The 13,776-nt window shown below is 66.0% G+C and carries 11 protein-coding genes; 5 read left to right on the top strand and 6 right to left on the bottom strand.

Annotated features, from left to right (window positions below; genetic code table 11):
* The first annotated feature begins 69 nt into the window (after positions 1–69).
* The gene (locus FCN77_RS23990; protein ID WP_137324300.1) at positions 70–2,028 is read left to right on the top strand and encodes a glycoside hydrolase family 32 protein; all 1,959 of its coding nucleotides are present in this window, start codon (positions 70–72) and stop codon (positions 2,026–2,028) included.
* On the opposite strand, the gene FCN77_RS23985 is transcribed toward FCN77_RS23990, so the two are convergent.
* The 4 genes from FCN77_RS23985 to FCN77_RS23970 all read right to left on the bottom strand — a co-directional run bounded on the left by FCN77_RS23985 (position 2,001) and on the right by FCN77_RS23970 (position 6,028).
* The gene (locus FCN77_RS23985) at positions 2,001–2,975 is read right to left on the bottom strand and encodes a carbohydrate kinase (protein ID WP_137324299.1); all 975 of its coding nucleotides are present in this window, start codon (positions 2,973–2,975) and stop codon (positions 2,001–2,003) included. The genes FCN77_RS23990 and FCN77_RS23985 overlap by 28 nt on opposite strands.
* 77 nt (positions 2,976–3,052) lie before the next feature.
* Positions 3,053–3,847 (bottom strand): ATP-binding cassette domain-containing protein, encoded by a 795-nt coding sequence (locus tag FCN77_RS23980; protein ID WP_137324298.1) that lies wholly within the window; start codon positions 3,845–3,847, stop codon positions 3,053–3,055.
* Positions 3,844–4,890, bottom strand: coding sequence for an ABC transporter permease (locus FCN77_RS23975; protein ID WP_137324297.1), 1,047 nt, complete (start codon positions 4,888–4,890; stop codon positions 3,844–3,846). Before FCN77_RS23975 ends, FCN77_RS23980 begins: the two co-directional genes overlap by 4 nt.
* A 19-nt stretch (positions 4,891–4,909) precedes the next feature.
* Positions 4,910–6,028, bottom strand: a complete 1,119-nt coding sequence (locus FCN77_RS23970; protein WP_137324296.1) for a substrate-binding domain-containing protein — start codon at positions 6,026–6,028, stop codon at positions 4,910–4,912.
* A gap of 164 nt (positions 6,029–6,192) precedes the next feature.
* Between FCN77_RS23970 and FCN77_RS23965 the strand changes: the two genes are divergently transcribed.
* From FCN77_RS23965 to FCN77_RS23955, 3 genes are all read left to right on the top strand, one after another.
* Positions 6,193–7,188, top strand: a complete 996-nt coding sequence (locus tag FCN77_RS23965; protein ID WP_137324942.1) for a LacI family DNA-binding transcriptional regulator — start codon at positions 6,193–6,195, stop codon at positions 7,186–7,188.
* A gap of 73 nt (positions 7,189–7,261) precedes the next feature.
* Positions 7,262–7,555, top strand: coding sequence for a putative quinol monooxygenase (locus tag FCN77_RS23960; protein WP_137324295.1), 294 nt, complete (start codon positions 7,262–7,264; stop codon positions 7,553–7,555).
* Positions 7,556–7,643: 88 nt separating this feature from the next.
* Positions 7,644–8,489 carry a VOC family protein gene (locus FCN77_RS23955; protein WP_254678731.1) on the top strand — a complete coding sequence of 282 codons (846 nt, stop codon included), beginning with the start codon at positions 7,644–7,646 and terminating at the stop codon, positions 8,487–8,489.
* Positions 8,490–8,554: 65 nt separating this feature from the next.
* On the opposite strand, the gene FCN77_RS23950 is transcribed toward FCN77_RS23955, so the two are convergent.
* Complete coding sequence (locus FCN77_RS23950) at positions 8,555–11,191, bottom strand: GH32 C-terminal domain-containing protein (protein WP_254678730.1); 2,637 nt, start codon at positions 11,189–11,191, stop codon at positions 8,555–8,557.
* Between the two features lie 121 nt (positions 11,192–11,312).
* The gene (locus tag FCN77_RS23945) at positions 11,313–12,539 is read right to left on the bottom strand and encodes a pyridoxal phosphate-dependent aminotransferase (RefSeq protein ID WP_137324294.1); all 1,227 of its coding nucleotides are present in this window, start codon (positions 12,537–12,539) and stop codon (positions 11,313–11,315) included.
* A 130-nt stretch (positions 12,540–12,669) separates the two neighbouring features.
* Here FCN77_RS23945 and FCN77_RS23940 point away from each other — a divergent pair, with 130 nt between their 5' ends.
* A complete protein-coding gene (locus FCN77_RS23940) occupies positions 12,670–13,734 on the top strand; it encodes a LacI family DNA-binding transcriptional regulator (protein ID WP_175417379.1) in 1,065 nt (354 codons plus the stop codon).
* Positions 13,735–13,776: the final 42 nt, after the last annotated feature.

Below are 13,776 nucleotides of genomic sequence, written 5' to 3'. Positions count from 1 at the left end.
AGTATCCACGAACGCCGGCGCCGGCTTGAAACCGGCGCCGGCGTTCGTGCGTCACGATGATCGGTGGACATGTCACTCAGGTTTCTTCCCAGCAAGCTCACGCCGCGCGCCTTTTGGGCAACCGTGGCCGCGGCCCTGGCGCTCGTGCTGGTGGCCGTGGCCATCGTGGTCGGGGCGGTGTCGCGGCCGGACCCGCGGAACCCGGCGGAGGAAGCCTTGGCTGACGTTGCCAGCGCCCAGGCGGAGGCCAAGAAGGACACAGGCCGTTTCGGCTCATTCTGGCTGACGGGGGGAGACCGCAGCCTGGAAGAGCTGGCGCATCCGCTGCGGACCTCCGGAGTCACAGATCTCCGCAGCATCGAATGTGCCGGTGGCTGGGTGGCCGCCGCGAGGGTGGGACAGGACGTCTTTGCGCGGTCCAGCGTGCGGGACCAGGTGGTGCGGGCGGGCTCCGACGAAATTCCGCTGCCGGACTGCATCACCCCGGCAGCGGTGGGTGCCATGCTGGCTGACCTGGGGGCAGCGCCGGAGCTGCCTGCGCCGGCAGCCTCGGCGTTCGAACGCCCGGCGGGCGCCTCCGGTTACCGGCCCAGCTACCACATCACACCCCGGGAAAACTGGATGAACGATCCCCAGCGGCCCTTCTGGCTGGACGGCCTGTGGCACTACTACTACCTTTACAACTCCGGTTACCCCGAGGGGAACGGCACCGAGTGGTACCACCTCACCAGCACCGACCTGGTGCACTGGAAAGACGAAGGGGTGGCCATCGAAAAGTACAAGAACGGCCTGGGCGACATCGAAACGGGCAGCGCCGTGGTGGACTACGAGAACTCCGCCGGCTTCGGCAAGGGCGCTGTGATTGCGGTCATGACCCAGCAGGACGAAGGCATCCAGCGGCAGTCGCTGTTCTATTCCACCGACAAGGGGTATTCCTTCAAGGCCTATGACGGGAACCCCGTGATGGACAATCCCGGAGAGAAGGACTGGCGCGACCCCAAGATCATCCGCGATGAAGCCAACAAGCAATGGGTCATGGCTTTGGCGGAGGGCGGGAAGATCGGCCTGTACGCATCCTCGAACCTGAAGGAGTGGCGCTACCTTTCGGGCTTTGAAGGCAATGGCCTGGGCGTCCTCGAATGCCCCGAACTCTTCCAGCTCGACGTCGACGGCGATCCGTCCAAACGCACATGGGTGCTCGCCGCCAGCGCCAACGGCGCCGAGGAAGGAAAGCCCACCGGCGTCGCCTACTGGACCGGCACCTGGGACGGCACACGGTTCTCACCGGCGGAAGAGAAGCACCAGTGGCTGGATGAGGGCTCCGATTTCTACGCGGCCGTGACCTGGGACGACCCCCGGCTCACGGAAGGTCAGCGCATGGGTGCCCGCCACGCCATTGGCTGGCTGAACAACTGGAGCTACGCACGCAAGCTGCCCACGGAGGACTGGCACGGCGGCACCGATACCGTGGTCAGGGACATCCGGCTGAAGACTGTCTCCGGCAGGCCCACCCTCGTCTCCTCTCCGACCAGTGCACTGAAGTCACTGGACGGCGACACTGTCACTGTGGAAGACAGGAAACTCACTCCGGGCGGTACTGCCGGGCTGCCGGCACCCGGCGGCGGTGCCTACCGGCTTGATCTGACCCTCGAGAGGGCCGCCGGGGACGACGGCTCCGAAGCCAAGGTGGAACTCCTCGCCGAGAACGGCGTCTTCGCCACCGTGGGCTATGACTTCGAATCAGAAACGGCGTTCGTCTCCCGGGACGGGGCCGCCAAGGAAACCGCCGCCCTCGCGCCGGAATATGGCACGGTGCGGCGGGCCAAATCCGCTCCCCGTGACGGACAGGTCCGGCTCAGCATCTATGTGGACTACAGCTCTGTGGAGGTGTTCGTGAACGGCGGTGAGAGAACGCTGAGCTCGCTGGTCTTCCCCGCGGGCGCCCCGAAGGGCGTCAGGGCGCTGACCACGGACAAAACACTGACGCTCAGGTCCTTCAGCTACACGCCGATGGCTGCCACGTCCTGAGCCGCCGTATCCCCGGCCGCCGAGTCCAGAGAGGCCCGGAGTTCGTCAAGCGTGGGCGGGTTGGCGCCGGGGCGGCTGACTGTGATGGCTGCCGCGGCCGATGCAGTCCGGCCGATGGTTTCGAGCACTGCCGGTGCCAGCCCGGCGGTGCCGCGGGTCAGGAGCCCCAGGATCAGGGCTGCCATGTAGGAGTCGCCGGCGCCGATGGTGTCCGCCACGGAGGTGGTCACGGAGGGAATGCTCAGCTGTGTCCCCTGGGTGCGGAGCAGGGACCCTTCGGCTCCGGCCGTGATCACGGCTAGTCCCGTGCCCAGCTGCAGGATCCGCTCCGCCGTCTGCTCGAGATCCTGGCCAGGGTACAGCCACTGCGCGTCTTCGTCGCTGAGTTTGACGACGTCGGTCAGCGGGACGAGTTCCTCGAACGCGGACTTCGCTTCGGCGTGGCTGCCGAGCAGCGCCGGCCTGATGTTGGGGTCGTAGGTGACCATGCATTCCCGGTGGGCCTGCTCCAGCAATGACCGGACGGTGCCGGCGCCCGGCGCCAGGAAGGAGGCGATCGATCCCGTGTGGAGGACTTTGGGAAGGTATGCCGGGGCCAGCGGTTCCAGCCTCCAGTCGATATCGAAAACGTAGCTGGCCGAACCGTCCGGGGCGATGGTGGCCGTGGCGGATGCGGTGCGCGCGAGGGACCGGGCACCCGGCAGCAGCTCCACTCCCGCGGACGCCAGGTGGGCTTCGATCGCCGCGCCGCGGGCGTCGTCGCCGATTGCCGTCAGCAGCCCGGTGGTGACCCCCAGCCTCCCGAGCCCGTACGCGACATTGGCCGGCGAGCCGCCGGGGTGTTCGACGTCGCCGTCCGGACGGCTGACGACGTCGATCAGGGCCTCGCCGACAACAACCACATCGAGGCGTCGGGCGGGGGAGGACTGCGTATCGGCGTTTAACATTTGGTCTCTTTCGTGAAGCCGTCCGCGGACCGGTGGTCCGGTCCGCGGACGGAGCTGGGGGATGCTGCGGGGGTGTTTTAGGCCGTGGCTGCGCCGGTCATGATGGCAACCGCGTCCGTCATGCTGTGGGACTGCGGTGTGATGGTGGCAGCGCACTTGCCTAGCCGCTGGATGTGGATGCGGTCCGCGACGTCGAACACGTGCGGCATGTTGTGGCTGATCAGGATCACGGGGAGCCCGCGGTCCCGCAGGTCCCGGACCAGTTGCAGGACCTGGTTGGATTCGCGCACGCCAAGCGCGGCCGTCGGCTCGTCCAGGACAACTACCTTGGAGCCGAACGCGGCGGCCCTTGCCACCGCGACCGCCTGGCGCTGGCCGCCGGAAAGGTTTTCCACCGGCACTGTCACGTCCTGCAGCGTGGAGATGCCCAGCCGGTTCAGCTCTTCCTTGGCCTTGCGGCGCATGCCTTTGGTGTCGAGGACGCGGAAGATCTTGCCGAGCGGGCCGGACAGGCGTTCCTCCCGGCCCAGGAAGAGGTTGGAGGCCACGTCCAAGGCAGGCGAGACTGCCAGGTTCTGGTACACGGTTTCAATGCCGTGTACCCGGGCGTCCTGCGGCCGCTTGAAATGGACCTGCTGGCCGGAAACCATCAGTTCCCCGGAGTCCGGGATCTCTGCGCCCGTCAGGCACTTGATCAGTGTGGACTTGCCCGCGCCGTTGTCGCCGATGACGGCCAGCACTTCGCCGGGGTAGAGGTCCAGGCTGACTCCGTCCAGGCCAACCACCCGGCCGAACGTCTTGACGAGGTTCCGGGCCTGGAGGATCGGCTGGCGCGTCTCCGTCTTCGTGGGCGGGATATCTGTGGCGGTCATGACTTGACCTTTCGGATCCACTGGTCGATGGACACAGCGAGGATGATCAGGATGCCGACGGCGAGCGTCTGGTAAAGCACGTCCAGGCCGGCCAGGGACAGGCCATTACGGAACACGCCGACGATGAGGGCACCGAGGAGTGATCCCCAGACCGAGCCGCGGCCACCGAAGAGGCTGGTTCCGCCGATGACGACGGCGGTGATGGAGTCCAGGTTCAGATCCACGCCGGCGTTGGGGCTGGCGGCGTTGGTCCGGCCGATCTGGATCCAGGCGCCGATGGCCAGGACGGCGCCGGCGGCGAGGTACACGCTCATGAGCACACGGTTTACCGGGATGCCCGCGAGCCGGGCGGCTTCCTTGTCGTCACCCACGGCGTACACATGCCGTCCCCATGCTGTCTTACCCAGAATGAACGCGACCACCACGTACAGCAGCAGCATCATCACCACACCGGTGGAAATCCGGACCGGCCCGATGGGGAAGGTGCTTCCCGTCCAGGTCAGCAGCGCCGGCATGCTGGAGCCGCGGACTGTGGACCCGCCGGAATACAGCAGGGTCAGCGCGATGAAGATGTTCAGGGTTCCCAGCGTCACGATGAACGGGGGGAGCCTGAACCGCGTCACCAGGAAGCCGTTGAGCGCACCGGCTGCCAGGCCGACGACGAGTCCGGCCAGCAGGGCGAGCGGCCCGGGCATCCCGCTGCCGACGGCCAGCTGGGCCACCACCATGGAGGCCAGGATCATCACGGCGCCCACGGAAAGGTCGATGCCCGCGGTGAGGATGATCAGCGTCTGCGCGATGGCCAGGGTGCCGACGACGGCCACCTGCTGGGTGATCAGCGACAGGTTCTCCACCCGCAGGAAGCGGTCGTTGAGAAGTCCGAAGATGATCACCGCCACGAGCAGGACGATGGCCGGGCTGAGTGCCGGGTAGCGGTGCAGGACGTTGCGGATCCGGCTGAGGGGTGTCTGGCGGTCCAGGAACTCCTCGGCCAGGTCAACGTGCCCGGCGCCGGGCGGTCCCGCCGTTTGTTGCTGTGTCACGATTGCTCCTGTCACGGGACTACTTGCCCCAGCAGATCTTGGCAGCATCACCTGTGGTGATGCTCTTGACGCCGGACGCCGCCTTGTCGGTCACCAGCTCCACACCGGTGTTGAAGAAGTCCAGGCCCTCGGAGTTTGACGGCTTCGTGCCGTTCTTGGCAAGGTCCACGATGGCCTTCACGCCCAGCTCGGCCATCTTGACCGGGTACTGCTGGGCGGTAGCGCCGATGACGCCGGACTTGACGTTGTTCACGCCGCTGCAGCCGCCGTCGATGGACACCACCAGGACGTCCTTTTCCTTGCCCGCCGACTTCAGCGCCTCGAAGGCGCCTGCCGCGGCCGGTTCGTTGATGGTGTAGACAACGTTGATGTTCGGGTTCTTGGACAGCAGCGTCTCCATGGCCGTGCGCCCGCCGTCCTCGGCGCCCTGCGAGGCCTGGTTGCCGACGATCTCGTAGTCGCCGCCCTTGCCGCCGGTGTACTTGCCGGTCTTGGCCTCGTCGCCGTTCTTCTTCTTGTCCGCGGTGTCGATCCCGAGGCCGGTCAAGAAGCCCTGGTCCCGGTTGTAGTCGACCGACACCACCTTGTCATCGAAGAGGTCCACGAGCGCGATGGTGGCTTTCTTGCCGTCCAGCTGCGCGGCGGTCCACTTACCGATGAGCTCGCCGGCGGCGAAGTTGTCCGTGGCAAACGTGATGTCCACGGCGTCCGCGGGGTCCGGCGGCGTGTCCAGCGCGATGACGAACAGGCCGGCGTCCCGCGCCTTCTTGAGCGCGTCCACAACCGATGGGCCGTTAGGCGTGATCAGGATGCCCTTGTCGCCTTTGGAGATGGCGTTTTCAATAGCCTGGATCTGGGTGTCTTCGTCGCCGTCCGCCTTGCCGGCTGCCAGCTTGAGGTCCACGCCGCCGGATTCGGCGGCCTTCTTGGCGCCGTCCTGCATGGAGACGAAGAACGGGTTGGAGGTGGTCTTGACGATCAGCGAGACGCCGATCTTGTCCGACGACGAACCGCCGGTGGAGCCGGTGGAGGAGGGGCTTCCGCCGCACGCCGTCAGGCTGAGCGTGCCGAGGCTCAGGACGGCGCCGAGGGCGAACAAACGGGTTGCGACGGTCCGCGGGGCTGTGGAACTCAACATTGAATCTCCTGTTTCCTTGGCACGGGTTGTGCCTGACAACGATGTCATGGAATATGTAACCAAGCTCACAGGGTACAGTCAAGGGATAAATCGATAATGAAGGACGAGGTTTGACAACGATGTCTAATCGTTACCAAGCAGAGGCGATGCAGGGCAGGCCCACAATGCGCCATGTGGCGGCGCTGGCCGGGGTTGGCATCAAGACGGTGTCGCGTGTCATGAACGATGAACCGGGCGTTTCCGAGTCCACCCGGCTCCGCGTACTCGGGGCCTCCCAGCAGCTCAACTACCAGCTGGACATGGCGGCGGGAAGCCTCCGGCGGACCGGGCGGCAGACGCTGAGCATCGGCCTGCTGCTGCCCAGCGTGTCCAACCCGTTCAGCGGAGAGATCCACCGGGCGCTGGAGGACGCACTCGCTGCACGCGGGATCGCGGTGTTCGCCGCCAGCCTGGACGACGATCCCCAGCGTGAGAAAGCACTTGTCGCCGCCTTCCTGGGCCGGCGGGTGGACGGCCTGGTGCTGACGCCCATTGCCAAGAGCCAGGCCTACGTCATCCCGGAGCACTCCCGGGACCTGCCCATGGTGTTCATCGACCGCGAACCCGTAGGCATCGAAGCCGATGCCGTGGTGACGGACAACGCCGTCGGTGCCGCTACAGCGGCTTCCCACCTGCTGGCCCACGGGCACAGGAAGCTCGCCTACCTGGGCGACCGCACCGAAATCCAAACGGCGCGGGAGCGGAGGCGGGGATTCATCGAGGAACTCGGGAGGGCCGGCGTCGCGACGTCAGCTGTTCCCGTCCGCGAAGGACTGCATGACGAGGAGTCGGCCCGGCTGGCGGCACGGGAGCTCCTGGCCTCGGACGACCCGCCCACCGCCATTTTTTCCAGCCAGAACCTGGTCACCTTCGGAGTGATGAGGGCGCTCAAGGAGCTGGGTGCCAGCAAACGCGTGGCGCTGGTGGGGTTCGACGACTTCACTCTGGCGGACATGATGGAACCGGGGATCACCGTGATTGCCCAGCACCCGGAGCGCATAGGCAAGCTCGCGGCGGAGCGCCTGCTGGCCCGCATCGACGGCGACCGGATTGCCCCGGCGACGTACGTCGTGCCGTCGGAACTCATCCTGCGGGGCTCCGGTGAGATCCCGCCGTCCTGAGCTGCCGGCCCCGTCCGCTTTTGCCTCGCCCCAGCACAGACCCAATGCACACACATCCTCGAAAGGGAGCACCATGACCAAAACGCTTTACGCCGAATTCACCGTGAAGCCCGGCAGCGAAGCCCGGGTGGCCGAAATGATGCGCGAGCTCACCGAGAAGGTCCGCAGCGAACCGGGCAACGAACTGTTCCTGCCCTACACGCGCGAGTCGAACCCGAGGGAGTACTTCGTCTTCGAGGTGTACCGGGACGAGGCCGCGTTCCAGGAACACATCAGCGCGGACTATGGTGCGGTTTTCAACGGCGAGCTGGGGCGCCACATCGAAGGGGACGGTTCAGTCCTGACCTGGCTCCAGCCCGTCGGCTGACAGCCCCCGCTGGCAGCCGCCGGTTGACGGTGCAGTGGATGGCCCGGAGGCGTTGCCGGATCCGGTCGGGCTGTCTAGGGTCGTATCCATGGAACGACTTCCAGATGTGACCGGCCGGACGTATCCGCCAGGCGTACCCTCCTGGGTGGACACCGGGCAGCCCGACATGGATGCTGCCATCCGGTTTTATGGCGGACTGTTCGGGTGGGAATTCGAAGAAGCCCTGGTTCCCGGTGCACATGGCAGGTACGCCGTGGCCACGCTCAACGGCCAGGAAGTCGGAGCCGTCGGCGGTCCACGCAACGGGCCCGCCGCGTGGAATACGCATGTGGCGGTGGATGACGCTGATGCCGCCGTGCGGCACCTGGTGTCCCTCGGAGCGGCTCTTCAGTCGGCGCCGGCTGAAAGCGGGGCCGGGGGCGTGCGGGCAGTGCTGACCGATCCTGAAGGCGCCGGTTTCCGGTTGTGGCAAGCCGGGGCGCGGCCAGGCGCCCAGGCGGTCAACGTGCCCGGCGGCTGGAATTTCAGCGACCTACACACAGCTGACATCACAGCGGCAACGGGCTTTTACGTGGCGGCATTCGGCTGGCAGTTCGATGAGCTGGGCTTCGGGACGATGATCCGCAGGCCGGGGTACGGCGACCACTTGGAGGCCACCGTGGACCCTGACATCAGGGCCCGGCAGGCCGGGGACTTTACTCCAGTCGGCTTCGAGGACGCGGTCGCCTGGGTCAAGCCGGCGGATCCCGGTGAGCCGGCGCAGTGGCACGTCTCGTTCACGGTCGCTGACCGGGACCAGACAGCAGATCTGGCCAGGCGCCTCGGAGCCGCAGTCCTTCAACGGTACGACACCGATTGGACGCGTTCGGCGCGGATCCGCGACCCCTGGGGAGCAGAGTTCACAGCGAGCCAGTTCACGCCGCCGTCGGGCTGATATCGGGGAGCGAGCCTGCCGGTGGTCGAGCCCGTCGCGATCCAACGGGCCCGACCACCAGGGGTCTACCTCGTGAACATTGACCCGGCCAGCGGGGTGACCGTGAGCGACTTGACCCTGGCCGTGCCGCCTTCGGCAAAGAGGGCCACCTGACCGGCGCCGGCACCCGGGAACACCTGGTCCGTAATGGTGCGCAGGCCGTTCTGGGCAAAAACCTCCACCGACGCGCGGTCAACGTAGATCCGCAGGGTCACGTTGCCGCTTCCATCAACGGTCACGGGCGCCGAGTCCACCGACGTGAACAGCGGGTGGAAGCCGGTGTTGCCGGAATTGCTCCGGTCCACGTAGACCCCGCCGGTTGCTGCGTCGTAGCCGATCTCGGTGGACGTTGTTCCGTCTCCCAGGACCGTTATGCCGGACTTGGCTGCCGTCCCCGGGGCGAACGTGACATCGATCCTCTGGACATCGCCCGACGCCGCGGCCGGAAGCGGGTGGACGCCCGGTGCAATACTGCGGGCCGTCTTCTCGCTGTAAGAAGACTTGGCGGCCAGCTTGTCCACCTGGCTCACCGCCTTCTGGGTCAGCCGGGGCCCGTCGGCCGTTTGGGTGAGGCCCACTTCGCGGGGCAGCGACATGGCACTGCGCCAAGGGGAAGTGGGGACGAGGTTGGCGTAGTCCCAGTTGTTCATCCATCCGAGCATGACGCGCTTGTTCTGGGGCATGTTGCCGAAGGAAACCGAGGCGTAGTAGTCGCGACCGTAGTCCAGCCAGTCATAGCCCTGCAGCCGGGGCTTGGCCGGCCGTGCCGAAGCAACGAACTCATCGGCCAGGATGTGCCCCCAGCCGAAACGGTTGTTGTCCACGATCCGGATGCTGGCCTGACGGCCCCTGAACTCCGCGACATTCCACGATGCCCAGTCCAGGACTTCGCTGTTGGCTCCGGTGGCGGACCGGACCACCTGCCCGTCCACCACGAGGTTGGCTGTGGTCTCGTCCGAGCGGGGAACGGCCGCCTGGTCGGTCAGCATGACGTGGTCAAGGGTGAGGTGTCCCCAGCCGCCGGTCGCCTGGTCCACAATCCTCAGCTGGGCACTCCGGCCGGCGAACTCAGCAACGTCCCAGCCCTTCCAATTGAGGGCGCCGGCGTTATCTCCGCTCAGGGTCCTGACAACGTTGCCATCGATCAGGAGTTGGGCTTCCAGGACCTCCCCGGAGGCCGCGCCGCGTTGACCGCCGCCCACGAGCATGCTCATGAAGTTCCGCGTGACGGTGAAGGCCGGGGACGTGAGGGTGCCCTGGCGGTCATCACCCGGGGCGCCGCCCGCTTCGAAGGTGTTGATCCGTTTGGCCCCGATGAAGTAATCGCCGCCTGCCGTGGCCGGCTGGAACTCGGGCGCCAGGTCCGCGGTTCCGGTCCAGCCGGCATCGGCCAGGGTGCTGCCGTCCGGAACCTCGAAGCCGTTGAACAGCAGGTCTCCTGCCGGTGCGGCGTTATCCAGCTTGTCCGACACACGCGGATGCTGTCCGCCGCCCACCAGGAAGTTGATGTAGTCACTGCCGACCGTAAACTGCGGTGAACTCACGGAGCCCAGCGGCCAGTCGCCGTCGTTAAAGGAATTGACCAGCCCCGCACCCGCATAGCCGGTCACCTCGTTCTGGCCGGTCAGGGTTCCCTGTGCCGGTGCGCTGCCGAAGGGCCCGTTCTTCCAGTTGCCCGGTTCGTTGTTGACCGTCCAGCCGCCGTAGCTGCCGTCGTTGAAACCGGCCAGCGGGGTTCCGGCCGGCAGGGAATCCACGGGGTCGGTAGTGTCCGAAGTGAAGGTGGTGCCGTCGAAGTTGCCAACGAAATACTGCCCGGCAGAACCCCCTGCCACGCCGCCGGGGTTGATGTTGACCACCATGACCCACTTGACGTTGTCCGGGTTCCCGTCCACGGCCAGCGGGAACAGGTCGGGGCATTCCCACAGGCCTCCCGTTGCATTGGCCGGCCCGAAGGCGCTGAGTTCCGTCCAGTCCTTGAGGTTGCTGGATTTGTAAAGGAGCACCTTGTGGTCCAGGGCCTCCACCGCGGCCATCACCCAGTAGCCGCCGCCATCGGGGGTTTCGTACCAGAAGACTTTCGGGTCGCGGAAGTTGGGCGAGTTGCGGTTGAGGACGGGGTTCTGGGCGTACTTGGTCCAGGTCTGGCCCTGGTCCAGGCTGTAGGCCAGTGACTGCGCCTGCAGCCCGCGGTACGGGGACGCATCCTTGTAGGCGCTCGTGAAAATGGCCACCAGCGGAGGATTCGTGGCCGTGCCGAAGCCGGAGGAATTGTTCTTGTCCACCACCACGCTGCCGGAGAAGATGTCCTGCTGGTCATCGGTGGGGATGGCCAGCGGCTGCTCCTTCCAGTGGACCAGGTCTGTGGACGTCGCATGGCCCCAGGACATGTTTCCCCATGTGTTTCCGGACGGATTGTGCTGGTAGTAGAGATGGTAAACGCCCTTGTAGAAGACCATCCCGTTGGGATCGTTCATCCAGTTCTTTTCCGGCGAGAAATGGATCGCCGGGCGGTACTGCTCTTCGCCCGGCGTGGTGGCCGCTCCGGCCGGGACGGATCCGGCCAGGGCACCCGCGAGGGCCAGGCCCGCCAATGCCACGCCGGTGATTGCCCGCAAGCTTACGGTTCGTGTTGTGTACATAGTGCTGAGGTCGCCCTTCATCGCGCGTGCCTTTCCGCAGGAAGACAACGTTGTCAGTTCGGGGAACGCTAAATTAAGTCCACGAGACAAGTCAACGGTCCGCGATGGACTGGCGGGTGCCGGGGACCCCGGGGCGGCATCCCTATTCCGCTGCGCTGCTCCGGTACGAGGCGAGGAACGTGGAGATCCGCCGCACGGCTTCCTCGATGTCTTCGACGGCGGGCAGGATGACGAAACGGAAGTGGTCCGGCCGGGGCCAGTTGAAGGCCGAGCCGTGTGAGACCAGGATCTTTTGTTCGCGCAGCAGGTCCAGGACGAACTGTTCGTCGCTCTGGAACGGATAGAGCTCAGGATCCAGCCGGGGAAACAGGTACATGGCCGCCGCTGCGGGGACGCACGTGACGCCGGGAATGGCCGTGAGCAGCTTATGGGCCCGGTCCCGCTGCTCGCGAAGGCGGCCGCCGCGCCGGACCAGGGCCTCGATGCTCTGATAGCCGCCAAGGCACGTCTGGATGGCGTGCTGGGCGGGGACGTTGGGGCAGAGGCGCAGGGACGCCAGCAGCTCCAGGCCTTCCCGGTAGGCCAGTGTTGCCGCGAGCGGGCCGGTGACGGCCACCCAGCCCGCGCGGTACCCCGGCATCCGGTAGGCCTTGGAGAGGCCGCTGAAAGTCAGGACGCAGACGTCCTCGGCCACGGAGGCCGTATGGATGTGCTGGGCCTCCTCGTACAGGATCTTCTCGTAGATCTCATCGGAGAACAGCACCAGGTGGTGCTTGCGGGCCAGCTCCGCAAACTGCTCCAGGATGTGCCGAGGGTAGACAGCGCCCGTGGGGTTGTTCGGGTTGATGATCACGATGGCCTTGGTGCGCTTGGTGATCTTCGCCTCGACGTCGGCCATGTCCGGCCACCAGTGCTCGTCCTCGTCGCACAGGTAGTGCACGGGCTTGCCGCCGGTCAGTGTCACGGCCGCAGTCCACAGGGGGTAGTCGGGGGCGGGAATGAGGATCTCGTCGCCGTTTTCCATGAACGCCTGCAGGCACATGGAAATCAGTTCGCTCACGCCGTTGCCGATGAAGATGTCCTCGACGCCGATCTGCATGAGCCCGCGGGTCTGGTAGTACTGCGAAATGGCGGTGCGGGCCGAGAAGATGCCCTTGGAATCGCTGTAGCCCTGCGCCCCGCGCAGGTGGTGGATCATGTCCACCACAACGGATTCGGGCGCTTCCAGTCCGAATGGTGCGGTGTCGCCAAGATTCATCTTGAGGATGCGGTGCCCTTCTGCCTCCATCTCCTTGGCCGCCTGGAGGATGGGCCCGCGGAGTTCATAGCGGACATTCTGGAGTTTGCTGGAGTGCTGCATCGGACGCATGCTTGATCTTTTCACAGCACCGGCCTGAGGTCTTTCCTGCCTCCCTGCGGTTAAGTCGCTTGACAGTGCCAAAACGTTTTGTGTAGTGTGATGGACACAACATGCCAAAACGTTTTGCAAAGGACAGTCAATGGTGACGAAAGTCGGGATAAGGGACGTGGCGAAAGCTGCCGGGGTCTCCGTGACCACGGTGTCCCACGCCCTCAACACCACCGGCGGCTCCCGGGTCAAAGCGGAAACCCAGGAGCACATCCGCGCAATTGCCAAAGACCTTGGCTACGCGCCGAACCGGCTGGCCAGCGGGCTGCGCAACCAGCGCTCGCAGATCCTGGGCCTCGTCAGCGACGAAATCACCACCACACCCTTTGCCGGCGCCATGATCCGGGGTGCGCAGGACGCCGCCTACGAACGCGGCTACGTGCTCATGGTGGTCAATTCGGGCGGCGACCCTGAACTGGAAAACCGCGAAATCCGCACGCTGCAGCAGCACCAGGTTGACGGGATCGTCTACGCCAGGATGTACCACCAGGGGGTCAGCTTCCCGGCGGAACTGGGAACACTGCCCACGGTCCTTCTCGATGCCGTTAGCTCCGACGAATCCATCTCTTCGGTGGTCCCCGACGAGGTTGCGGCGGCGGAAACGGCAGTGGAAGCACTGATCAAGGCCGGCCATACCCGGATCGGGATGCTGAACAACGCTGACGACATCCCGGCAACCCACGGACGGCTGCAGGGCTACCGGAACACCCTGGGCCGGCACGGACTCGGGTTCACCCCGGACCTCGTGACCACCGGTGTGGCCGATACCCAAGGCGGACGGGAAGCCGCGTTGGAACTGCTGAGCCGTCCGGAGCGGCCCACCGCACTGTTTTGCTTCAGCGACCGCGTGGCAATGGGCGCCTACCAGGCCGCCTCCGTCCTGGGTCTTCGCATACCGGAGGACCTGTCGGTTGTTGGAACGGACAACCTCGAGCTGATCGCCGCGGCCCTCTGGCCCGGCCTCACCACCGTGGCCCTTCCGCACTACGAAATGGGACGCTGGGCCGTCACCCGGCTCCTCGACGATATCGAAACTCCCGGATCGGCGCCGGTCCAGGAGAAAGTCTCCTGCCCGCTCATCGAGAGAGGGTCGGTCGGCCCGCCGCCGCCTGAGCCCCTCCGACTGAGTCCCTCTGGCCTGGTCCCGCCCCACTAGCGCAACCTCCAACGCTTCACAGCACTGCACCCCACCCGGTTC

The organism is Arthrobacter sp. 24S4-2 (assembly GCF_005280255.1).
Classification (GTDB): domain Bacteria; phylum Actinomycetota; class Actinomycetes; order Actinomycetales; family Micrococcaceae; genus Arthrobacter.
Note: the sequence above shows the minus strand (reverse complement) of the source record. Positions and strands in the feature narration are given on the sequence as shown.

What these genes read in the sequence shown, in the direction of transcription:
- FCN77_RS23985 (WP_137324299.1), bottom strand. Translation starts at nt 2,975, where the DNA reads ATGTTAAACGCCGATACGCAGTCCTCCCCCGCCCGACGCCTCGATGTG.
- FCN77_RS23950 (WP_254678730.1), bottom strand. Translation starts at nt 11,191, where the DNA reads ATGAAGGGCGACCTCAGCACTATGTACACAACACGAACCGTAAGCTTG.
- FCN77_RS23940 (WP_175417379.1), top strand. Translation starts at nt 12,670, where the DNA reads ATGGTGACGAAAGTCGGGATAAGGGACGTGGCGAAAGCTGCCGGGGTC.
- FCN77_RS23955 (WP_254678731.1), top strand. Translation starts at nt 7,644, where the DNA reads ATGGAACGACTTCCAGATGTGACCGGCCGGACGTATCCGCCAGGCGTA.
- FCN77_RS23990 (WP_137324300.1), top strand. Translation starts at nt 70, where the DNA reads ATGTCACTCAGGTTTCTTCCCAGCAAGCTCACGCCGCGCGCCTTTTGG.
- FCN77_RS23965 (WP_137324942.1), top strand. Translation starts at nt 6,193, where the DNA reads ATGCGCCATGTGGCGGCGCTGGCCGGGGTTGGCATCAAGACGGTGTCG.
- FCN77_RS23960 (WP_137324295.1), top strand. Translation starts at nt 7,262, where the DNA reads ATGACCAAAACGCTTTACGCCGAATTCACCGTGAAGCCCGGCAGCGAA.
- FCN77_RS23980 (WP_137324298.1), bottom strand. Translation starts at nt 3,847, where the DNA reads ATGACCGCCACAGATATCCCGCCCACGAAGACGGAGACGCGCCAGCCG.
- FCN77_RS23970 (WP_137324296.1), bottom strand. Translation starts at nt 6,028, where the DNA reads ATGTTGAGTTCCACAGCCCCGCGGACCGTCGCAACCCGTTTGTTCGCC.
- FCN77_RS23945 (WP_137324294.1), bottom strand. Translation starts at nt 12,539, where the DNA reads ATGCGTCCGATGCAGCACTCCAGCAAACTCCAGAATGTCCGCTATGAA.